We start from the raw sequence: 18,893 nt of genomic DNA, 5'->3' as shown, positions 1-18,893 counted from the left end.
AGTTTGCCATCAGACCCCGGGCTCACGCAGAGGTTGCCCGCGCCTGATCGTTTTGTTGTTCGCACACGCCAAGCGGCAATTGCAGGGTGAACGTGGCACCTTGGCCCTCCTCGCTTTCGACCAGAATACGCCCGCAGTGGGCCTGGACGATCTGCTCGGAGATGTAGAGCCCAAGCCCCAGGCCACCCGTCGCCTTGTGGTTCGAGACCCGCTCGAACTGCTGGAAGATACGCTGCTGGTTGGCCGCACCAATGCCAATGCCATTGTCTTGCACCTGCACGCATGCCATGCCGTCCAGCTCGAACACCCGCACGTGCACAGGCTTGCGCTCCCCGTAGCGCAGGGCGTTGGACAGCAGGTTCGCCAGCACTTGCTCAATGCGAAATTCATCCCACTCGCCAGCCAGGCACCCGTCACAGTGCAGGTCGATGCGGGTATCCAGCGCGATCGCTTGCGCCGTGAAGTTCTCCACCAGCCCCCGTACCAGTTGGCTGAGGTCAAACAGCTTCGGGCGCAGTGAGAGTTTACCGGTGCGGATGCGTGACACGTCGAGCATGTCTTCGATCAGCCGTATCAGGCTGTTGATCTGACGTTCGTCGCGCTCGACCATGGCCTTGAGCTTTTCCTCACTGAAAGCCTCCAGATTGCCCCTGGCCAGGTTCAGCTTGCGCAGTTGCGTTTCCAGGATCAAACCGTTCAGAGGCGTTCTCACCTCATGGGAAACGATGGACATGAAATCGTCACGCATCCGCACGGCGTGCTCCAGCTCGCAGCGCGCGCTTTGCAGCTTATCCAGCAAGGCCTCCTGCTCCTGCCGGCTGCGCTCGAGCGCTTGCAGTTGCTGGTCGAGCACTTTGCGTTGTCGGTAGAGATCCACGAAAACCGACACTTTGCTTTTGACCGCCATGGTATCGAGCGGTTTGTAGAGAAAATCCACGGCGCCGCTTTCGTAGCCCTTGAAGGCATAGTTCATTTCGCGCCCAGCCGCGGTCACGAACACGATAGGGATGTTGCGGGTTTTTTCGGTACCGCGCATCAGCTCGGCCAGCTCGAAACCGTTCATGCCAGGCATCTGCACATCCAGGATGGCCAAGGCGAATTCGTGCTCAAGCAGCAGTGACAACGCCGCTTCGGCGGACTGGGCTTGATGCACCTCGCGATCGTCACCCTGTATGAGGGCATCGAGGGCCAGGAGATTTTCTGGCAGATCGTCGACGATCAGCAGTTTGGCGATGGTCTGGCTTAACATGCGCTGGATTCCAGAGTACCAAGCAACTGCTCGATACCACTCAAAGGAAGAATATGGTCGGGACGATGCAGGGCCAAAGCGGCCTCCGGCATCAGCGCGACCTGTGCATCGCGAGGGTCCTGGACAATGGTCCGGCCGCCGCTGTTCTTGATGTACGCAAGGCCTTGGGCGCCATCTTCATTTGCGCCAGTGAGCAGTATGCCCAGCAGTGCCGCGCCATAGGCATCGGCTGCCGACATGAACAGGTAGTCGATCGAAGGCCTGGAAAAGTGCTGCGCCGGCTCCTGGCTCAGAGAAAGGGTGAAGTCGCATTCTACCGAGAGGTGGTAACCAGGGCCCGCCACGAAGATACCGCCGTCTTGCAAAGGCTGCTTGTCGCGTGCCTCGAGCACTGGTCGGCCCAAGCGACGTTGCAGCACTTCAGCCAGATGACTATGCCGGTCCTCGGGCAGATGCAACAGGCACACCACAGGCACCTTGCACGCCCCTGGCAACCCGCCGAGCACCTTGAACAAGGCAGTCACACCGCCCGCCGAGGCGCCGATCACGACAGCTTGTATGCCCTTCATGACTTGCGGTAGATCCGTTCAGGCTTGACCCAGGGCTCGAAGCGCTGGCTGTAGGCCGAGAAATCAACCGACTCCTTGCTGCCCAGCACCAGAAAACCCCGGTGGCAAAGGGACTCATGGAACAGGCCCAGGGCGCGGTCCTGCAGGACCTTGTCGAAATAGATGAGCACGTTGCGGCACGAGACGAGCTGGGTTTCCGAGAACACACTGTCGGTGGCCAGGCTGTGATCGGCGAAGGTCACCTGCTCACGCAAGGTGCTGTCCATGATGGCGTTGCCGTAAGCAGCAGTGTAGTAGTCGGAGAAGTCGCGTCGCCCACCAGCCAACCTGTAGTTTTCTTCATACTCGCGCATGCTTGGCATGGAATAGATGCCTTGCTTGGCTTTTTCCAGTGAGTGCGGGTTGATGTCGGTGGCGTAGATGATGGTGCGCTCCAGCAGACCCTCCTCGCGCAGCAAGATGGCCATCGAATACACCTCCTCGCCTGTGCTGCAGCCGGCTATCCAGATCTTTATCGATGGCCATGTGCGCAACAGCGGAACCACTTCGTTGCGCAGGGCAAGGAAGTGGCCAGGGTCGCGAAACATCTCGCTGACTGGAATCGTCAGGTACTGCAACAACTGCATGAACATGCCAGGGTCATGCAGTACCCGCTCCTGAAGTGCAGACACGGTCTGGCAGTCGAACTGGCGCAGGGCATGCAGGATCCGGCGCTTGATCGAAGCGCCAGAATAATTGCGGAAATCGTAGCTGTACTTGAGGTAGATGGCCTCGATGAGCAAGCGGATCTCGATGTCGGTATTGCGTTCGCTAATCAAATTCGCTCCAGTTGCGGCAACCACACACGTATCAGCGAGAACAGGCGGTCCAGGTCGATGGGCTTTGCCAGGTAATCATTGGCGCCGGCCTGCAGGCAGCGGTGCTGGTCGTCCTTCATCGCCTTGGCAGTCACGGCGATGATCGGCAGCTTGCGCCAGCGAGGCTGCTGGCGGATCAGCCGGGTCGCTTCGAACCCATCCATTTCCGGCATCATGACGTCCATCAATACCAGGTCGATATCCTCATGCTGTTCGAGGCGTTCGATGGCTTCGCGGCCGTTGCGGCCGATTTCGACGATGGCCCCCTTGTGCTCCAGGGCACTGGTCAGGGCAAAGATGTTGCGCACATCGTCGTCCACCAGCAGGATCTTGCGCCCTTCGAATACCTTGTCGCGGCTTCGCGCCGTCTTGAGCATACGCTGACGCTCATGGGACAGCTGCGATTCCACCTTATGCAGGAACAGGGTGACCTCATCGAGCAGACGCTCGGGCGAGCGTGCGCCCTTGATGATGATCGAGCGCGAATACTTGAGCAGGTCGGCCTCCTCTTCACGCGTCAGGTTACGACCTGTGTAGACGATCACAGGTGGGAACGCGCGGATATCTTCAGCCGTCATGCGCTTGAGCAACTCGTTACCGAGCATGTCAGGCAGCTTGAGGTCGATGATCATGCAGTCGTAGACGTTTTCGCGCAGCAGTGCCAAGGCTTCCTGGGCCAGGCCCACAGCGGTGATCTCGACGTCTTCGTCGCCGATCAGCCGGGCAATGCTCTCTCGCTGCAGGTCATCGTCCTCTACCAGCAGGATACGCTTGAGCTTCTGGGTCAGCTTGGCTTCCAGGCGCGCGAAGACTTCCTTGAGCTCTTCGCGGCTGGTGGGTTTGACCGCATAACCGACTGCGCCCATGTGCATGGCCGCTTCGACGCGGTCCTCGACCGAAATGATATGCACCGGGATGTGCCGCGTCTCGGCTTGTTCCTTCAGGCGCTGCAGTACGGTCAGGCCGGAATGGTCCGGCAGTCGCATGTCCAGCAGTACGGCATCGGGCAGGAACCGAGCAGCCAGCTCGAAGCCCTCGTCGGCGCCATGGGCCACCAGGCAGCTGTAGCCCAGTTCATGGGCCAGATCGAAGAGAATACGGGCAAAGTTTGGCTCGTCCTCAATGACCAGAATGCAGCGGTTGGTGAACGGCGCCCGCTCGCGGTCATCGGTGAAGGCCAGGATCGGCGGTTTGGCCGCCGCTGCTGGCGGCTGGATGACCGATGGCAACGCAGTCACCGCAGGGCGTAGGGTAAGCGGCGCGACGGGCTGTTCGTCGACATCATGGCGCTCTGGCAGTACCAGGCTGAATACGCTGCCTTGGCCCGGCGTGCTCTGTACGGTGATCTGCCCGCCCAACAGGCGGGCCAGGTCGCGGGAGATGGACAGGCCCAGCCCGGTGCCACCATAGCGGCGGTTACTGGTGCCATCGACCTGGTGGAATGCACCGAAAATGGCTTGCTGCTGATCGGGCGCGATGCCAATCCCGGTGTCGCGCACCGCGAACACGATGCCGGCCTCGGGCTGGTAGCCGATATTCAGGCTGACCTGACCCCGCTCGGTGAACTTGATGGCGTTGGACAACAGGTTCTTGAGGATCTGTTCCAGGCGCTGGCGATCGGTGAACAGGGTAGCCGGCACGTGCTCGGCCGCTGTGACCTCGAAGCCCAGCCCCTTCTGAGAGGCCAGTGGCGTGAACATGTCACGCAAGCCCTCGACCAGCCGTTCGACGTGGGTCGTTTCGGGGCGCACCTCAAGCTTGCCGGCTTCGACCTTGGCAATGTCCAGAATGTCATTGATGAGGTTAAGGAGGTCATTGCCCGCCGAGTAGATGGACTCGGCGAATTTGACCTGCTCCTGGCTCAGGTTGCCTTCGCCGTTCTCGGCAAGCAGCTTGGCCAGGATCAGCGAGCTGTTGAGCGGCGTGCGCAGCTCATGGGACATGTTGGCAAGGAATTCGGACTTGTACTTGCTCGAACGCTGCAGCTCATCGGCACGAGCCTGAAGCTCGGCCTGTGCACGGCTAAGCTCCTCGTTCTTGAGGTCCAGTGCATCGGTGCGCTCGGACAATTGCTCGTTGGTCTGCTCAAGCTCCGCCTGTTGGGTCTCAAGGTAAGCCTGGGACTCCTTGAGCACCCGGGACTGCTCTTCGAGTTCTTCGTTGGCGGTTTTCAGCTCTTCCTGCTGGACCTGTAGCTCTTCGTTGAGCTGCTGGGTTTCGGCCAGCACTTCCTGCAGGCGTTGACGGTAGCGGGCGCTTTCGATGGACATGCCCAGGTTGCCCGCCACACGCTCGAGCATCTCCGCGTCGCGGTCCTGCAAGGGGCGCAGCAGGCCCAGCTCGATGACACCGTTGACTTGACCGTCCTCGGTGGCCGGCACGATCAGGCCGCTGCGAGGCAGGCCCTTGCCCAGGCCCGACGCCAACCGGTAATAGTCTTCCGGCAAGGCATCGAGGCGGATCAACCGTTCTTCACGCACCGCTTGTGCCAGCAAGCCGTGATGATCACCCAGCACCTGCTCGCGGGCCTGTTCCTGGGCTTCGAGCCCATAACTGGCCACCCGCACCAGGCGGCCATGTTCATCACGCACATACACGGCGCCAACCACGCTGCCCAGGTAGGCAGCGAAGAACCGCAGGATTTTGTCACCCAGCATGGGCAAGGACAATTGACCCAGCACCTGCTGGGCCAGTTGGGTCTGGCCGTTACGCAGCCAGGCCTGATGCTCCAGTCGCTCTGCAGCGCGCTGCTGGGCCTGCAAGTTCTTGGTGTAGCTGTCGGACAAGGCCAGCAGGTCTCGGCGTCCGAGGTAGGCGAGCAATGCGCTGAGCCCGACCAGCAACACAATGAACGTGATGATGCCCGCGACGGTGACAGTGCTGACCGTCTCGTTACGGGTCATGCGCAGCTGTTGCTCGGCGCCGATCAGGTCCTCGAATTCCTTGCGGATTTCGTCGGTCAGGCGTTTGCCACGGCCGTTACCGATCAGTTCTCGGTATCCCCCTTCGGCGCGGCGCAGGTCGATCATCTGGCTGCCGAAGTCGTTCCACGCGCCCTGCAGCGCGATCAGCCGATCAATGCGCTCGACCTGCTGGGGATTATCCTCGACCATGCTTCGCAGGCTTTGCAGGCTGTTGAAGATCCTGGGCTTGGCCACCTCGTACGGGTCCAGGAAACGCTCATCGCCTGTGATCAGAAAACCGCGCATCCCGGTTTCCATGTCGATCGAGAGCTTGAGCGTTTCGTTGGCGTTACCGATCACTTGGTCGGTATGTTCCACCCACTGCATGGCAGACAGCAGGTAGTTGATAACGGCGACGAACGCCACGGCACCGAGCAGGCCGAGCCCCAGGGGCAGGCCGATGTTGCGGCTCAACAGCTTGCGAAAGCTACGTTGATCCATCGAGGCAGCTTGTATCATCTGAAAACGCCCGAGCAAATGAGGTCCATGAACAGCATGGTCAATCTTTCCTTATGGTAAGGGGCAGCCCCTGGCCTGGCGCACGCCCTGATCAGCGTGCCCGGCATTTAGCCAGCATTTGAAACATACCTGCTCCAATCGTTCCATCGGATCGATCAGATAGGTATTCTTCGGGAACTTCTGGGCCCTGGCGACGCACAGAACAAAAGACATTCAACAAGACAGGATCTGAACCATGTCCCTTCTGGTAGTCGAGGACGACGACATCGTACGCATGCTCATGGTCGAGGTCCTCGACGAATTGAAATATGACGTGATCGAGGCGCAAGACGCCACGACCGCACAGAAAGTACTCGAAAATCCTGACCAAACGCTCGAACTCATGATAACCGATGTTGGCTTGCCGGACATGGATGGCCATGACCTGGCCAAGCGTGCACGCGCACTGCGTCCAGAACTTCCTGTGCTGTTCGCCAGTGGCTATGGCGACAACGTCGAAGTGCCTGAAGGCATGTACAGAATTGGCAAGCCTTACTCCATTGACCAATTGCGAGACAAGGTGGCCTCTATCCTTGATGCCCATCAAGCGGGGTAGTTGGTTCGGCTTGATAATCCGTTGTCGGGCGTGCTTCACGGCGCAGCAGGTAGATGTCCATTATCCAGCCCTTGCGCCTGCGTAGAGTTGACCGGGCCTCCACAATGCGTGCCTTGACCGCGTCAAGTGGCCCGGCGATCACCAGCTCGTCTGCGGTTCCCAGGTAGGCCCCCCAGAAGATCGTGAGCGCCGGATCGGACAGCTCAGCAAAGACGCAGGCACTGTCGAGCATCACCACAACATTCTCGACTTGTTCGAGATCCGCCAGCCGCCGTCCTGGCAGCACGATCAACGGCTCACCGGCACGTGTGAGCGCGATCTGGTGACGGGCGGCCAACAGCTGCATGCTGCTTATTCCTGGTACAACCTTCAAAGCAAGCGACACGCCCTGCTCGCGGACCAATTCCATCACACGTAGCGTGCTGTCGTACAAGCCTGGTTCACCCCACAGTAAAAATGCGCAGGTCTGCCCTGGGTGCAGTTGCGCCTGCAGCAGCGAGGCATACGCCATGGCCCTCTGACGGTGCCAGACATCGACCGACTCGGCATACCCTGGAGCCTGCCTGGCGCGTGGCGGGTCGGTAATCTGCACGATGCGATAGCTGTCGTCGGGTCGGTAGCGCTGCAGGATCGCCTTGCGCACCTCCAGAAGGTCCTGGACCTCGGGACCTTTGTCCATGACGAAAAACACGTCTACGCAGCGTAACGCCTCGACCGCTTCGTAGGTCAACTGACGAGGATCGCCAGCACCAATGCCGATCAGCAGTACCTGTATCATTTCCCCTCCCGTGCCATTTCGCCCACTCGCTAAAAGGCGACTGGCCATGAATGTGCTCGCGTTGGCGCAATGATGAAACCTCAACACTTGCTTCACACTTTTTTCACAGCGCCATAGGCATCATCAACACAGCTAACGGACTAGCGACCCCATCACGCGCCCGCACACGCGGGCCTCTAATTCCAGCGCCCTGCCTTCAGCAGGGCGCTTTCATTTGCGCAATCGTTTCACTGCCGTATCATGAGCAGCCTGTCTGTTTCGCCGGGTCCTTGCACCCGGCCCCGTCTCAGGAGTTTCCATGAGCTTGCACGATCTGCAAACCGTTCCGGGCGTCACCGCACAGCCTGACGCTGCCACTGCCCAATTCGTCTTCAACCACACCATGCTGCGGGTCAAGGACATCCAGAAGTCGCTGGATTTCTATACCCGCGTACTGGGTTTCCGCCTGGTGGACAAGCGTGATTTCCCGGAAGCTGCTTTCAGCCTGTACTTCCTGGCCCTGGTCGACCCTGCCCAGATCCCAGAGGACGACCATGCCCGCCACCAGTGGATGAAGTCGATCCCGGGCGTGCTCGAACTCACACACAACCATGGCACCGAACAGGATGCCGACTTCGCCTACCACGATGGCAATACCGATCCACGCGGCTTCGGCCACATCTGTGTCTCGGTGCCGGACGTACGTGAAGCCTGCGCCCGCTTCGAAGCCCTGGGCGTGCCGTTCCAGAAACGCCTGCAAGACGGACGCATGAACCACCTGGCCTTCATCAAGGATCCGGATGGTTACTGGGTCGAGGTCATCCAGCCTGGCGAGGTGAAAGCCTAAGGCTCACAGGCCACGCTTGTCGGGTGACCGCCCGCATACCCTTTGCTGTGGTATATGAAGTAGAGGCTTCATTGCCACAGCGAGGTACCGATCATGCAATCGCTCCAGTGTGAATACCGCAAGCACGTCATCACCGCCAGCGTCATGCCTCATCCTGACTCGCCGCTCCCCTTTGCGGCAGGCTGCCTGATCACAGCGCCCGACGGCCATGTCAGCCGCCGGCTATCGATGCCCATGAAGTTCTTCAGCGACTTGGACAATGCCCAGCATGTGTCGCTGGCGTATGGCCGTGCGCTGGTTGACAAGCAGTTGGATCAAGTAACCCAGGTGCGCTGATCGCTGCAGCGACCCGGCTTTGCTTGCTGGTCGCTGCATGTCGCAGGCTCTGCAGCTGGCTCAGCCTTGACGCGCGTAGGTCACGGCAGCTTGTACCTGTTCAGCCGTTGGCCTGATCCCGGTGTACAGGACAAATTGCTCCAACGCTTGCAGTGCGATGACTTCAAGCCCGGTGATCACCTGCTTGCCGAGCTGCTCTGCGAGCTTGATCAGCGGTGTTTGCGCGGGCATGGCCACGACATCGAATACGCGCTCGGACGCAGCAATTGCCATCTCGCTGAACGCCAACTGCTGCGCCTCCGGCCCACCTGCCATGCCCACCGGGGTGACGTTGATCAGCATCGGCGGGCAAAGGTCGCCAAGCTCGGGCAGCCAACGGTAGCCGCACACATCGGCCAGTCCCCGCCCGGCCTGCTCGTTACGGGCGACAATCATGCCTTCGCCAAAACCTGCGTCACGCAACGCACTGGCCACCGCCTTGGCCATGCCACCGCTGCCGCGCAAGGCGAACGCCGTGGCCGGGTCCACCTTGTGCTGCGTCAGCAACTGCCGGACTGCCAGGTAGTCAGTGTTATAGGCTTTGAGGTGGCCCTCGGTATTGACCAAGGTGTTGACGGAGTCGATTGCCGCAGCCGAGGGGTCAATTTCATCGACCAACGCCATGCACGCTTCCTTGTACGGCATCGAGACACCACAACCACGAATGCCAAGCGCCCGGATGCCCGCTACAGCAGCCGGCAAGTCATCGGTGCGCATGGCCTTGTAATAGAAATCCAGGCCAAGCTGCTCATAGAGGTGGTTGTGGAAGCGGACACCGAAGGTCCCTGGACGGCCTGCCAGGGAAATGCACAGCACGGTATCCCGGCTGGGTATAAGGGACATACACGATCCTTTTGCGGTGTACAGACGGTGACTGAGCCTAGCAGAGCGGATGCCCCACGCATACCGACTCGAGGCTGCTCGCAACGCCCTACGAATCGACCATGCACAATGACGCCAGCACATTAGGCAAAACTGATAAGCACTATTGAGCACATTGATTTCAGTCCCGCCCAAGGCGTCGGTACAGTAACGCCATGTCTTAGCGGAGGGCTGTAGATGGCCACTATCGAGATCATGTCCGTGATCGGCTCGGCAGTACCGGCCTCCTTGCGCAATCAGGGCCTGCTGGCTTGCTGGTACCTGGTCAGTAATGGCGAGCCGGTCAGCGGGCCGATGCCGAGCCTGGCCAGTGCGCGCGCCCTGATCGAACAGCTGCAACCCCTCAGCCTACTCGCCTGACACGAACATTTAGTGCTGCTCCCTGTTGCCCGCCATCGTGCGGGCTTTTTTTTAAGTGCCCTGTCACTCGCCAGGCTGCGCGCATCCGCGAAACGCTGTAACCTTGCCGTTTCAAAACACCGAGACACTTTACCCAAGGAGACGTCGTTGCCATTCCCTGCAAGGCTTCCTGGCTCATGACGGCACTGGCTGCGCAACTGCCGGGTAGTCACGTCGGCATCAATATCCTGGACCATCCAGGCAAAACCTTCAGGCACTCTGTCTTTCCGAGCCTGCCTGAAGCATTCAGCAGCAAGCTCACTGGCAACCCCATTTCGACAAACCGCGGCTCATGCGGTTTGGCCATTCTCAGCGGCGCGGCCATTGATGTGCCTGACGTGGCTACCGATCCACGTTTCGCAGCAGCGTGAAGGGCCTGTTTCGTGAGCATGGGCTCAAAGCATTGACGTCGTTTCCGGCCCCGGACAAGGACGGCGCCGTACAAGGCACCATCGCCCTGATCTACGACCCACAACGCCCGATTACCGAGGCTTTTCGCGCACAGATGCCCAGCGCCTTGCGTTTGTGCGCGCAGCTCTGCGCCTACAGCCGTACCCAGGAAGCGGCGGCGATACTCGTGACCGAACTTGATCATCGTATGCGCAACCTGTTCAGTACCATTGGCGCTGTTGACATCCTGACGGCGAAGCATCATCCAGAAATCACCGAGTTCCGCAGTGTTCTGCAAAACCGCCTGGTGACGATGCAGAAGGCTCACACGCTGGCGCTCGCGAAGACCCCTATCAGCTTGCACAGCCTGGTGACTGAAACCTTGGCCCCCTATGTGACGGACATGCACGACGACAAAAGCAGGCCGTACATAATCCTGGCGCCCGAGGCGGCTTCTGCACTGGCGTTGGTCCTGCACGAGTTGGCGACAAACGCCGTGAAATATGGAGCCTTTTCACAATACGGCGGCGTTGTGGCCTTCAGTTGGCAGATTGAAGAGCAGACGGACTCACCGCCTCATTTCACCTTCAACTGGCATGAATCCGGCGGCCCAGTGGTTGCGCCGCCCACCAGGCGAGGCTATGGCACTCTGATGATGCAAGGCAGCTTACGCAACGCGTTCAACGGCAAGGTGACGTTCAACTACCAGCCGGCTGGATTCAGTTGCCAGATCACCGCCCCGTTTACCCAGAAGCTAGGCAAACACATCTGCTGAACGGCCTGAACGAGCAGCTGAAACCGGTGATGGCATGCATGCCACTGTTGTACAACAGTCGAGTTTCAAGCCAATAGCTGTACAAACTGCACCGCCTATCCATTCGAAGCAACGCGCTGCTGACCTAGCCCTCGGAAGCACATGATGGAAACGATGGTCTGCGCTCATGAAGGGAAAACGGATCTTAGTGGTCGAGGACGAGCCTGCCCTGCGGGAATTCTTGGCCATGATCATAGAAGATACAGGCGCGACGGTCGTCTCTGTGGATACCGCCGAAGAGGGTATTCGCCAACTCGATAAGCAGCCCTGGGCGGCGGTGGTGACCGACGTGCGCACACCGGGGCTTTCCGATGGCTGGGATCTGGCCTGGACGGCTTACGAAAGATGGCCGCGCTTGCCTGTGATCGTGACCAGTGGCGGGCACAGCAGGCTCGACGTGCCATTACCACCCACCGCTGCATTCATTGCCAAGCCGTGGTCGATCGAGGCGATGATCATGCTGCTGGTGGGGTGCACCGGTACGGACCACTCATCCGACAGCTAGGCCGCAGGGCGCTACCAACCTGGTAATTGCCAGTGGGCAGGCAACGCTTTATCTTTGCGTTTTTAGGTACCGCTGACAGACATTTCTCGGCAAGGCATTCGGTATAAATGCCTGCCCAAGGATTCGTCATGTCTAAAAACACCCTCTGGTCGATTTCGCTTCTGGCTGTCACCGCGGTATGGGGTTGGAGCTTCGTGGCCAAGCACGACACGCTGAGCATCATGGCTGCCTCCACCTTGAATGCGTGGATGTTCAGCCTGGCCGCATTGGCGCTGCTCCCCTTCTCGATTCGCTCGTTTCGACTGATGGGCCCACGCACTTGGTTGAGTGCTGGCTTGGCCGGGGTCGTGCTGTTTTTGGCTTTTTCGCTGCAGACCTCCGGTACTGCCCTGACGACGCCCTCCAATGCCGGTTTCATCACGGGCCTGTGTACTGTGTTCACGCCGGTGCTGATCTACCTCATGGGCAAGGGTCGCCCCAGCCTGAAGCAAGGGGTCGGAACCGGTATCGCGGTAGTCGGGCTCGGCCTGCTAAGCCTGGATGGATTTACCCTGCACTACGGCGATTTGCTGGTGCTGGGGTGTGCCGTGTGCTTCGCGTTGCATATCGTGATGGTATCGACGTTCACCACGCCTGCGCTCGCTTTGGCATCGGCTTCGATTCAATTAAGCGTCGTCGGCGTGCTGTCGCTGATATGGAGTTGGTCGAACAACGAGTTCTTCGTACCCACCACGCTACCTGTCACCACCATCCTCCTGGTATTGGCGCTGCTGGCAACAGCCTTGGCTTACGCCATCCAGAACCGTGCCCAAGCGGTGTTGCCCCCGGAAAAGGTTGCATTGATACTCATATGCGAGCCAATTTTCGGCGGCCTGTTCGGCTACTTCCTTGCCGGTGATCGTTTGCCTGCCGAGCGTCTGGCCGGCGCAGGCTTGATATTGGTCGGGTTGGCCATCACCGAGCTGCGACTGACGCGCATCGCCTCGCGTGCCTGGCGCAGGGCATAGGTATTTTACGATCCGAAAGTGCCAGCAGGCCCGTGGGGGCTGGGCCCGCTGCGAGGCTTCATTTGCTTCCCATCACTCTGGCTTGGGGACCGTTTCATCTTCATAGGTAAGGTCTACGACGAGCTTCACTGCATCTTCATCATCTTCGAGCAATTGCACACTCCCCTCCTGGTCCTCGACCTCGTAGAGTTCATCGAGATCGTCACGCTGGTACCACTCCGGTATGTCATCTCCGCGATACGTTCTCAATTTCACAACCATGCCTGGATCCTCCGTATGTTCAAAGGTGACAGGGCCGAGTCCCACGGAGTTCACCTCGAATCAGTAAATCAGCCCAAGCGGTTCAGTGAGAGGGTACGACCAAAGGATGGGGAGTTGGCCTACTCAACGCGCTGAAGCCGTACCCGCAGGATTAAATTTCCTTCACCTTGCGCCCATTGGTGATAAGGCAATCGACACGGCTTGAGCCATACTCCAGAATGCGCCGGCTTGGGGAAAACCCTCGCAATGCCAACGACATAGCCCTCTTTAGTGAGCCTCAACGTGAAAACGATCCTGTCCACCCTCAGCCTTGTGTTGTTGCTCACAGGTACCCTGACCCCTATTACCGGCGCTGTCGCTGCACAGCCCGCTGCCCAGTTGCAACGTGACCCCGCCAAGCTGCACTTGGCCTCCGGCAGCGCCTTGTTGATCGACCTCAACACCAACAAGGAGCTGTACGCCAGTCACCCTGACCGCGTGCTGCCCATTGCGTCGGTGACCAAACTGATGACGGCCATGGTCGTGCTCGATGCCAAGCTGCCCATGGACGAAATGCTGACCATGACCATTGCCAACAACCCGGACATGAAAGGCGTCTACTCCAGGGTTCGGCTCGGCAGCCAGTTGAACCGACGCGAGACGTTGCTGATCACCCTGATGTCCTCGGAAAACCGCGCCGCAACCACCCTGGCCAACCACTACCCTGGCGGTTACCCGGCTTTCATCAAGGCGATGAACGCCAAGGCACGCAGCCTGGGCATGAGCCATACCCGCTACATCGAACCCACCGGTCTTTCGACTCAGAACGTCTCCACTGCCCGCGACCTGACCAAGCTGTTGATGGCGTCGCGCAAGTACCCTATGTTGAGTACGTTGTCGACCACCCGTGAGAAAACCGTAGCGTTCAGCAAACCCAATTACACACTCGGGTTTCGCAACACTGATCACCTGGTGAACAAGAGCAACTGGGACATCAAGCTGACCAAGACCGGCTTCACCAACGAGGCTGGACACTGCTTGGTACTGTTGACACGCATGGACAACCGTCCGGTCGCCATGGTCATTCTCGATGCATTCGGCAAGTACACCCACTTCGCCGATGCCAGCCGTATGCGCCAGTGGCTGGAGACGGGCGCGGCCAAGCCAGCCCCAGCGGTGGCCATGCAGTACAAGGCCGATCGTCACAACAAAGCGCGGTTGGCCGCCGATTGACCCTCTCGGTTTGGTCAGCGCCGGCTAGGCACGGGTGCTGACCAGGCCACCGGCACTGCCACCACCGCTTTGCTGCAACAGTTCGAGCAACTGTGCCGAGGCCGCGATGATCTGGCTGCTGAGCGTGGCAATGCTGCTTTGCTTGGTGCTGATGGCAGCCATCTTCGCGGTCTCTTCCATGTCGCTGTTCATCAGCGCTGAAAGTTGTTTCTGCTCCTCTGCCAGCTGTTTCTGCAACGTCTTGATCAACTCGCGCAGCTGCTTGACGGCCTCTGGCTCGTCGCTGTCGTCGCTCTGGGCAGATTGTGCCTGGCCCGTAGCCGTGGCGTTGAGGCTGTCACTGGTGATGCTCAACGGGCCGGGCGCTTCGCCCGCCTGCACACGCCGTTCACGCTCGGCGGCAGCGTCAACGCTCAGCGTCTGGGCTGAGACGCCGTTGATCAACAGATTGCTCGAGTTGATTGCGACCATGATGATTCCTTGCTCCAAAACCGGTCCGTGCCCCATTTATCGGCACAAATGGGCTTGTCTTGAGCCCTGCTAAATTCCCTGTCGGTTGGCTCGTTCCAGAAGATGTACCAGCGCGGTAGCCGGATCACCGGTGAGCGTCCACATCGACCTTATGGAATCGCGGCCATGACCCAAGCCACACAGCAGGAAACCATCAAAGATCTGATCGGCGTAGGCTTCGGCCCGTCCAACCTTGCGCTGGCAATCGCCCTCGAAGAGCTGGCCGAAAGCCAGGGGCGCGCCCTTGACGCGCTATTTATCGAGAAGCAGCAGGACTATCGCTGGCACGGTGAAACCCTCGCCACCCAGAGCGAGTTGCAGATCTCCTTCCTCAAGGACCTGGTGTCCCTGCGCAACCCCACCAGCCCCTACAGCTTCGTCAACTACCTGCACCAGAAACAGCGCCTGGCCGACTTCATCAACCTGGGCACCTTCTATCCCTGCCGACTGGAATACAACGACTACCTGCGCTGGGCTGCCGAACATTTCGCGACCCAGGCGGTATACGGTGAAGAAGTGCTGCGTATCGAACCTGAAATCACCCAAGGCCGCGTCGAGCACCTGCGCCTGGTGTCCCGTGATGCCGAAGGCCGGGAATACACCCGCAGGGCCCGTTCGGTCGTGGTGGGCAGCGGCGGAACACCGAAGATTCCGGAAACGTTCGCGGCCTTCAAGAACGACCCGCGCGTGTTCCACCATTCCCGCTACCTCAGCAGCCTCAGCCAGCTGCCCTGCAATGCCGGAAAACCAATGCGCATCGCGGTCATTGGCTCAGGCCAGAGCGCAGCCGAGGCGTTCATCGATCTCAACGACAGCTACCCGTCGGTGAAGGTGGACATGATCCTGCGCGCCTCGGCGCTCAAGCCAGCCGACGACAGCCCGTTCGTCAACGAGATTTTCGCACCCGACTACACCGACCTGGTCTACAACGAACCGGCCGATCAACGCAGCAAGTTGCTCGATGAATACCACAACACCAATTACTCGGTGGTCGACCTGAACCTGATCGAGCGCATCTACGCCATTCTCTATCGGCAAAAAGTGGCCCATCAGTTCCGCCACAACGTGCTGTGCCGGCGCCAGGTAGAAGCGGTGGTGGGCACCTCAGAAGGCATCGAGTTGACCCTCAGCGACCTGGCCACCGGCCAGCAACAGACCCACCGCTACGATGCCGTCATCCTGGCCACCGGCTACGAGCGCCGTTCGCACCGCGACTTGCTGGCCCCCCTGGCTGGCTACCTGGAGGACTTCAACGTCGATCGCAACTACCGCGTACTGACCAGCCCCGACCTCAAGGCGTCGGTGTACCTGCAAGGCTTCTGCGAGAACAGCCATGGTCTGAGCGACACGCTGCTGTCGGTTCTGCCCTCGCGGGCCGCCGAGATTGGCCGTGCGCTCTATCACGACCTGCCATCGTTGCGCACCCTGCCACTGCCAGAAGCGGTCCTGTCCCGCGCCTGACAGACGCTTCGCCACCGGCCCCCCGTTTCAGGTGCAGGGGGCCGGTTCCTCAGCCTGAAACATTTCCTTGCATTTAAATCGACGGAATTTCGATTCTCATTCGTCCTTATCAATACAGCTCTCCAGGGTTGGGCTTAAGCTCGACCCCTTATTGTGAAGATCGTCTGATGGCCAAAACTCCGAAAAAATCCAAGTCCAGGCTCTGGTTCCTGGTCCACAGCTGGCTCGCGCTGCCGATCTGGTTCTTTGTCCTGATCGTGTGTTTCACCGGCATGCTCGCGGTGGTCAGCCAGGAAATCGTATGGCTGGCCGACCCTGCGGTGCGCGCCAACAAGCCCGATGCCGACGTGGATCGCCTGAGTTTCCAGCAAGTGCTCGATGCGCTGCACAAGGCCGAGCCCGAGATGATCGTGGACATGCTTCGCCAGCCCGACGGCTCGCACTTCGCGGTCATTGCCAACGTTACCCTGCCCGACGGCACCAGCCCCACGCTGTATGTAAACCCCTACACCGGGGCCATCCAGGGCAAGACGCCCGACTTCGACTTCGAAGCCTTCACCCGCGCCTTGCATGGGTGGTGGCTGGTGCCATTCACCAACGGTTACAGCTGGGGCTGGTACCTTGTTTCACTACTGGGCCTGCCCATGCTGGCGTCCCTGGTCACAGGGCTGGTGGTGTACAAGAAATTCTGGAGGGGGTTCTTCAAGCCGGTGCGCACCGGTCACGGCTCGCGGATTTTCTGGGGGGACGTGCATCGCCTGGCCGGCGTCTGGTCCATCTGGTTCATCGCTGTCATTTCCATTACCGGTACCTGGTTCCTGATCCAGGCCATTCTGGGCGATAACCACGTCACGATTTCCACACGCCCCATCGTGCCGGTGATTGCACGCGAGGACGTGCCGCAGACCACCGACGGCACCCCGGCACCACGCATCGACCTGGACGAAGCCGTGCGCATTGCCGGGCAAGCGGTACCGGGCCTTGAGGTCAGCTTCGTGATATTGCCCGCCACGGCGTACAGCCATATCAGCCTTTCGGGGCCGGGGTGGTACCCGTTGATGTTCCAGAATGCCTCGGTCAACCCCTACACCCGCCAGGTCGACAGCCAGTTCCGCATCAGCGACCGCACGCCCCTGGAGTTCGTCACCGAATCCATGCGTCCGCTGCACACCGGCGACTTCGGCGGGCTGCCGATCAAACTGGTGTGGTTCTTCTTCGGCCTGGTATTGACCTTGATGGTGTTCAGCGGCCTGCTCATCTGGACCAAGCGCACCGCCCAGGCTACCGCCGCCGCCCTCAAGCGCAGCGAGCGCGCCCCGCGCGTCGCACAGCGCGAGCCTACCCTGGAGACCCAACCATGAGCCAGGCACACACCCTTGAGCAACGGCCATTGAAGCAGATCTGGTTGAAGTGGCGGTTTCACCTGAACATTCTGCTGGTCCTGATCCCGCTGGGCTTCATGCCCCAGTACTTTGCCGACGCCAAGCTGTTTCGCGGCGAAGCCGGGCTGGGCGCGAACGTGATACGTGATATCAAAGTAGGGCCCTACAGCCTGGACCTGGCTGAAATGCGTGACGAAGTGCCCCAGGCCGATGGTCCGGCCGGCTACTTCAAGGTGTTCAATGCCTCGCTCTGCAAAGGCTGCGCCCAAGAGGTGAAAGCCACCTACCTGCGCATCGGCAAGCCGCGCAGCCTGCGCGCCGCCGGCACCATTTTCTTCGGGGCCCCCTACCACATGGGTACCTCCCTTCCAATTGCGCCGCGTACTCGGCCAGATGCCCAAGTGTGGATCACCCTTGAAGGCTGGGACGGCAGCATGCATCAAGCCTCGGTGCCCTTGGCCCAGGCATCGCCAGCCACCGTGGCCTGGCTCAAGAAACAAGGAGGCAACAAATGAAACACCTCATGCGTAGGCTCATGCTCCCATCACTGCTGTTGACCGCGACGGCTGCCATGGCACACAACCCCATGTGTGAATGTGAGGAAGTGCCAGGCAGTCAGATCAAATGCACTGGCGGCTTTTCTGACGGTAGCGGTGCACCTGGTGTAACCCTGGACGTGATCGGCTACGACGAACAGGTGCTGGTCGGCGGCAAGCTCGGGGATGACTCCACCCTCACCTTCAAGCGCCCGGATGGTGAATTCTACGTGTTGTTCGACGCAGGCCCTGGCCATGTGGTCGAAGTCGACTACGCCGACATTTCGCAACCATGAGCCGGGTTCAGGTGATTCGCCCGGCCGGCGCCGGGCATGAAACGTTGTATGTGCTGATGGTCAGTGCATTTATCGTAGCCCTGGCAGCCAGCGTCGTGCTGGTGCGTGGGGAGCGTGTGGACGATCAGCCGATCGCCAGCCATCAAATTGACGCTCGGCGGGACCTGACGCCGGCTGAGCAAGGCCTCTACACCGACCTGCGGGTGGCCTTCGACGAAATCCAGTACCTTCGCGAGGAAGAGGGCGCCGTGCCCGACGTGCAAACACTGGCGGCCGAGGGTCTGCCGCCTTTCGTCGTTGATGCCGGTAGCCAGGGCCGTGGCGATCACCACTGGTCGTTGCTGGCCGACGGCGCCTACCTGGGCCGCAGCCAGGCGCCGGAAATCGCCGGCGACCTGCTGATGATCCTGCCCGCCGAAGCTGGCGCCGAGGCCGAGGTCTGGCTCCTTAGAGACAGCCCCAGCTCATCGGTCGATGACCTTGCCCCGGCAAGCCTGATCGTCGCCGGCTGGCGCCAGGTCGTCAGCCACTACGACGCCGGTGTCACCCGCGAACACCGTCACTGAC

The 18,893-nt window shown here is 60.2% G+C and carries 21 protein-coding genes; 13 read left to right on the top strand and 8 right to left on the bottom strand.

Annotation, left to right across the window (positions count from 1 at the left end):
- Window positions 1-22 precede the first annotated feature (22 nt).
- From NMB38_RS09105 to NMB38_RS09090, 4 genes are read right to left on the bottom strand one after another with little or no spacing between them, the layout of a single operon-like run.
- Entirely contained in the window at window positions 23-1,249 is a 1,227-nt protein-coding gene (locus NMB38_RS09105; protein WP_028686988.1) for a hybrid sensor histidine kinase/response regulator, read from the bottom strand.
- Entirely contained in the window at window positions 1,243-1,818 is a 576-nt protein-coding gene (locus tag NMB38_RS09100; protein ID WP_027914714.1) for a chemotaxis protein CheB, read from the bottom strand. The genes NMB38_RS09105 and NMB38_RS09100 overlap by 7 nt, the downstream gene beginning before the upstream one ends.
- Window positions 1,815-2,636 carry a CheR family methyltransferase gene (locus NMB38_RS09095; protein ID WP_027914713.1) on the bottom strand — a complete coding sequence of 274 codons (822 nt, stop codon included), beginning with the start codon at window positions 2,634-2,636 and terminating at the stop codon, window positions 1,815-1,817. Before NMB38_RS09095 ends, NMB38_RS09100 begins: the two co-directional genes overlap by 4 nt.
- On the bottom strand, window positions 2,633-6,097 hold the full coding sequence (locus NMB38_RS09090; protein WP_028686987.1) for a response regulator: 3,465 nt from the start codon (window positions 6,095-6,097) through the stop codon (window positions 2,633-2,635). Before NMB38_RS09090 ends, NMB38_RS09095 begins: the two co-directional genes overlap by 4 nt.
- Before the next feature lie 235 nt (window positions 6,098-6,332).
- On the opposite strand from NMB38_RS09090, the gene NMB38_RS09085 reads away from it, so the two are divergent.
- Window positions 6,333-6,692 (top strand): response regulator, encoded by a 360-nt coding sequence (locus NMB38_RS09085; protein ID WP_494355006.1) that lies wholly within the window; start codon window positions 6,333-6,335, stop codon window positions 6,690-6,692.
- Here NMB38_RS09085 and cobF read toward each other — a convergent pair.
- Window positions 6,664-7,470 carry a precorrin-6A synthase (deacetylating) gene (gene cobF, locus NMB38_RS09080; RefSeq protein ID WP_494355005.1) on the bottom strand — a complete coding sequence of 269 codons (807 nt, stop codon included), beginning with the start codon at window positions 7,468-7,470 and terminating at the stop codon, window positions 6,664-6,666. The two genes, NMB38_RS09085 and cobF, sit on opposite strands and share 29 nt — an antisense overlap.
- Window positions 7,471-7,768: 298 nt before the next feature.
- Between cobF and gloA the strand changes: the two genes are divergently transcribed.
- Both gloA and NMB38_RS09070 read left to right on the top strand, forming a co-directional pair.
- Window positions 7,769-8,296, top strand: a complete 528-nt coding sequence (gloA, locus tag NMB38_RS09075; RefSeq protein ID WP_028686986.1) for a lactoylglutathione lyase — start codon at window positions 7,769-7,771, stop codon at window positions 8,294-8,296.
- Between the two features lie 93 nt (window positions 8,297-8,389).
- A complete protein-coding gene (locus NMB38_RS09070; RefSeq protein WP_027914709.1) occupies window positions 8,390-8,632 on the top strand; it encodes a hypothetical protein in 243 nt (80 codons plus the stop codon).
- A gap of 60 nt (window positions 8,633-8,692) precedes the next feature.
- Here NMB38_RS09070 and NMB38_RS09065 read toward each other — a convergent pair whose 3' ends face one another.
- Window positions 8,693-9,514: a shikimate 5-dehydrogenase gene (locus tag NMB38_RS09065; protein ID WP_132578767.1), complete on the bottom strand. Its 822-nt coding sequence runs from the start codon at window positions 9,512-9,514 to the stop codon at window positions 8,693-8,695.
- Between the two features lie 216 nt (window positions 9,515-9,730).
- Here NMB38_RS09065 and NMB38_RS09060 point away from each other — a divergent pair, with 216 nt between their 5' ends.
- From NMB38_RS09060 to NMB38_RS09045, 4 genes are all read left to right on the top strand, one after another.
- The gene (locus NMB38_RS09060) at window positions 9,731-9,913 is read left to right on the top strand and encodes a hypothetical protein (protein ID WP_027914707.1); all 183 of its coding nucleotides are present in this window, start codon (window positions 9,731-9,733) and stop codon (window positions 9,911-9,913) included.
- Between the two features lie 406 nt (window positions 9,914-10,319).
- Window positions 10,320-11,117: a sensor histidine kinase gene (locus tag NMB38_RS09055; RefSeq protein WP_230396029.1), complete on the top strand. Its 798-nt coding sequence runs from the start codon at window positions 10,320-10,322 to the stop codon at window positions 11,115-11,117.
- Window positions 11,118-11,343: 226 nt separating this feature from the next.
- The gene (locus tag NMB38_RS09050) at window positions 11,344-11,661 is read left to right on the top strand and encodes a DNA-binding transcriptional response regulator (protein ID WP_230396028.1); all 318 of its coding nucleotides are present in this window, start codon (window positions 11,344-11,346) and stop codon (window positions 11,659-11,661) included.
- Window positions 11,662-11,789: 128 nt separating this feature from the next.
- A complete protein-coding gene (locus NMB38_RS09045) occupies window positions 11,790-12,668 on the top strand; it encodes a DMT family transporter (RefSeq protein WP_132578764.1) in 879 nt (292 codons plus the stop codon).
- A 72-nt stretch (window positions 12,669-12,740) separates the two neighbouring features.
- On the opposite strand, the gene NMB38_RS09040 is transcribed toward NMB38_RS09045, so the two are convergent.
- The gene (locus NMB38_RS09040; RefSeq protein ID WP_132578763.1) at window positions 12,741-12,929 is read right to left on the bottom strand and encodes a hypothetical protein; all 189 of its coding nucleotides are present in this window, start codon (window positions 12,927-12,929) and stop codon (window positions 12,741-12,743) included.
- Between the two features lie 282 nt (window positions 12,930-13,211).
- On the opposite strand from NMB38_RS09040, the gene pbpG reads away from it, so the two are divergent.
- On the top strand, window positions 13,212-14,141 hold the full coding sequence (pbpG, locus tag NMB38_RS09035) for a D-alanyl-D-alanine endopeptidase (RefSeq protein WP_110606797.1): 930 nt from the start codon (window positions 13,212-13,214) through the stop codon (window positions 14,139-14,141).
- Between the two features lie 24 nt (window positions 14,142-14,165).
- On the opposite strand, the gene NMB38_RS09030 is transcribed toward pbpG, so the two are convergent.
- A complete protein-coding gene (locus NMB38_RS09030; protein WP_027914702.1) occupies window positions 14,166-14,612 on the bottom strand; it encodes a hypothetical protein in 447 nt (148 codons plus the stop codon).
- Between the two features lie 165 nt (window positions 14,613-14,777).
- Between NMB38_RS09030 and NMB38_RS09025 the strand changes: the two genes are divergently transcribed.
- The 5 genes from NMB38_RS09025 to NMB38_RS09005 all read left to right on the top strand — a co-directional run bounded on the left by NMB38_RS09025 (window position 14,778) and on the right by NMB38_RS09005 (window position 18,892).
- The gene (locus NMB38_RS09025) at window positions 14,778-16,112 is read left to right on the top strand and encodes a lysine N(6)-hydroxylase/L-ornithine N(5)-oxygenase family protein (protein WP_254286747.1); all 1,335 of its coding nucleotides are present in this window, start codon (window positions 14,778-14,780) and stop codon (window positions 16,110-16,112) included.
- Window positions 16,113-16,279: 167 nt separating this feature from the next.
- Window positions 16,280-17,473: a PepSY-associated TM helix domain-containing protein gene (locus tag NMB38_RS09020; protein WP_027914700.1), complete on the top strand. Its 1,194-nt coding sequence runs from the start codon at window positions 16,280-16,282 to the stop codon at window positions 17,471-17,473.
- The gene (locus NMB38_RS09015; RefSeq protein ID WP_027914699.1) at window positions 17,470-18,009 is read left to right on the top strand and encodes a PA2404 family protein; all 540 of its coding nucleotides are present in this window, start codon (window positions 17,470-17,472) and stop codon (window positions 18,007-18,009) included. The genes NMB38_RS09020 and NMB38_RS09015 overlap by 4 nt, the downstream gene beginning before the upstream one ends.
- Window positions 18,006-18,326 carry a hypothetical protein gene (locus NMB38_RS09010; RefSeq protein ID WP_027914698.1) on the top strand — a complete coding sequence of 107 codons (321 nt, stop codon included), beginning with the start codon at window positions 18,006-18,008 and terminating at the stop codon, window positions 18,324-18,326. Before NMB38_RS09015 ends, NMB38_RS09010 begins: the two co-directional genes overlap by 4 nt.
- The gene (locus NMB38_RS09005; protein WP_027914697.1) at window positions 18,323-18,892 is read left to right on the top strand and encodes a DUF6162 family protein; all 570 of its coding nucleotides are present in this window, start codon (window positions 18,323-18,325) and stop codon (window positions 18,890-18,892) included. Before NMB38_RS09010 ends, NMB38_RS09005 begins: the two co-directional genes overlap by 4 nt.
- Window position 18,893 lies beyond the last annotated feature (1 nt).

Source organism: Pseudomonas sp. FBCC-B35 (assembly GCF_059133755.1).
The sequence above is the reverse complement of the archived record's forward strand: the minus strand, read 5'-3'. Positions and strand labels throughout refer to the sequence as shown.

Excerpts from the sequence above, each read along its gene's own strand:
- NMB38_RS09105 (WP_028686988.1), bottom strand. The coding sequence starts at position 1,249 with ATGTTAAGCCAGACCATCGCCAAACTGCTGATCGTCGACGATCTGCCA.
- NMB38_RS09100 (WP_027914714.1), bottom strand. The coding sequence starts at position 1,818 with ATGAAGGGCATACAAGCTGTCGTGATCGGCGCCTCGGCGGGCGGTGTG.
- NMB38_RS09090 (WP_028686987.1), bottom strand. The coding sequence starts at position 6,097 with ATGATACAAGCTGCCTCGATGGATCAACGTAGCTTTCGCAAGCTGTTG.
- NMB38_RS09085 (WP_494355006.1), top strand. The coding sequence starts at position 6,333 with ATGTCCCTTCTGGTAGTCGAGGACGACGACATCGTACGCATGCTCATG.
- cobF (WP_494355005.1), bottom strand. The coding sequence starts at position 7,470 with ATGATACAGGTACTGCTGATCGGCATTGGTGCTGGCGATCCTCGTCAG.
- gloA (WP_028686986.1), top strand. The coding sequence starts at position 7,769 with ATGAGCTTGCACGATCTGCAAACCGTTCCGGGCGTCACCGCACAGCCT.
- NMB38_RS09070 (WP_027914709.1), top strand. The coding sequence starts at position 8,390 with ATGCAATCGCTCCAGTGTGAATACCGCAAGCACGTCATCACCGCCAGC.
- NMB38_RS09065 (WP_132578767.1), bottom strand. The coding sequence starts at position 9,514 with ATGTCCCTTATACCCAGCCGGGATACCGTGCTGTGCATTTCCCTGGCA.
- NMB38_RS09060 (WP_027914707.1), top strand. The coding sequence starts at position 9,731 with ATGGCCACTATCGAGATCATGTCCGTGATCGGCTCGGCAGTACCGGCC.
- NMB38_RS09050 (WP_230396028.1), top strand. The coding sequence starts at position 11,344 with ATGATCATAGAAGATACAGGCGCGACGGTCGTCTCTGTGGATACCGCC.
- NMB38_RS09045 (WP_132578764.1), top strand. The coding sequence starts at position 11,790 with ATGTCTAAAAACACCCTCTGGTCGATTTCGCTTCTGGCTGTCACCGCG.
- NMB38_RS09040 (WP_132578763.1), bottom strand. The coding sequence starts at position 12,929 with ATGGTTGTGAAATTGAGAACGTATCGCGGAGATGACATACCGGAGTGG.
- NMB38_RS09030 (WP_027914702.1), bottom strand. The coding sequence starts at position 14,612 with ATGGTCGCAATCAACTCGAGCAATCTGTTGATCAACGGCGTCTCAGCC.
- NMB38_RS09025 (WP_254286747.1), top strand. The coding sequence starts at position 14,778 with ATGACCCAAGCCACACAGCAGGAAACCATCAAAGATCTGATCGGCGTA.
- NMB38_RS09020 (WP_027914700.1), top strand. The coding sequence starts at position 16,280 with ATGGCCAAAACTCCGAAAAAATCCAAGTCCAGGCTCTGGTTCCTGGTC.
- NMB38_RS09015 (WP_027914699.1), top strand. The coding sequence starts at position 17,470 with ATGAGCCAGGCACACACCCTTGAGCAACGGCCATTGAAGCAGATCTGG.
- NMB38_RS09010 (WP_027914698.1), top strand. The coding sequence starts at position 18,006 with ATGAAACACCTCATGCGTAGGCTCATGCTCCCATCACTGCTGTTGACC.
- NMB38_RS09005 (WP_027914697.1), top strand. The coding sequence starts at position 18,323 with ATGAGCCGGGTTCAGGTGATTCGCCCGGCCGGCGCCGGGCATGAAACG.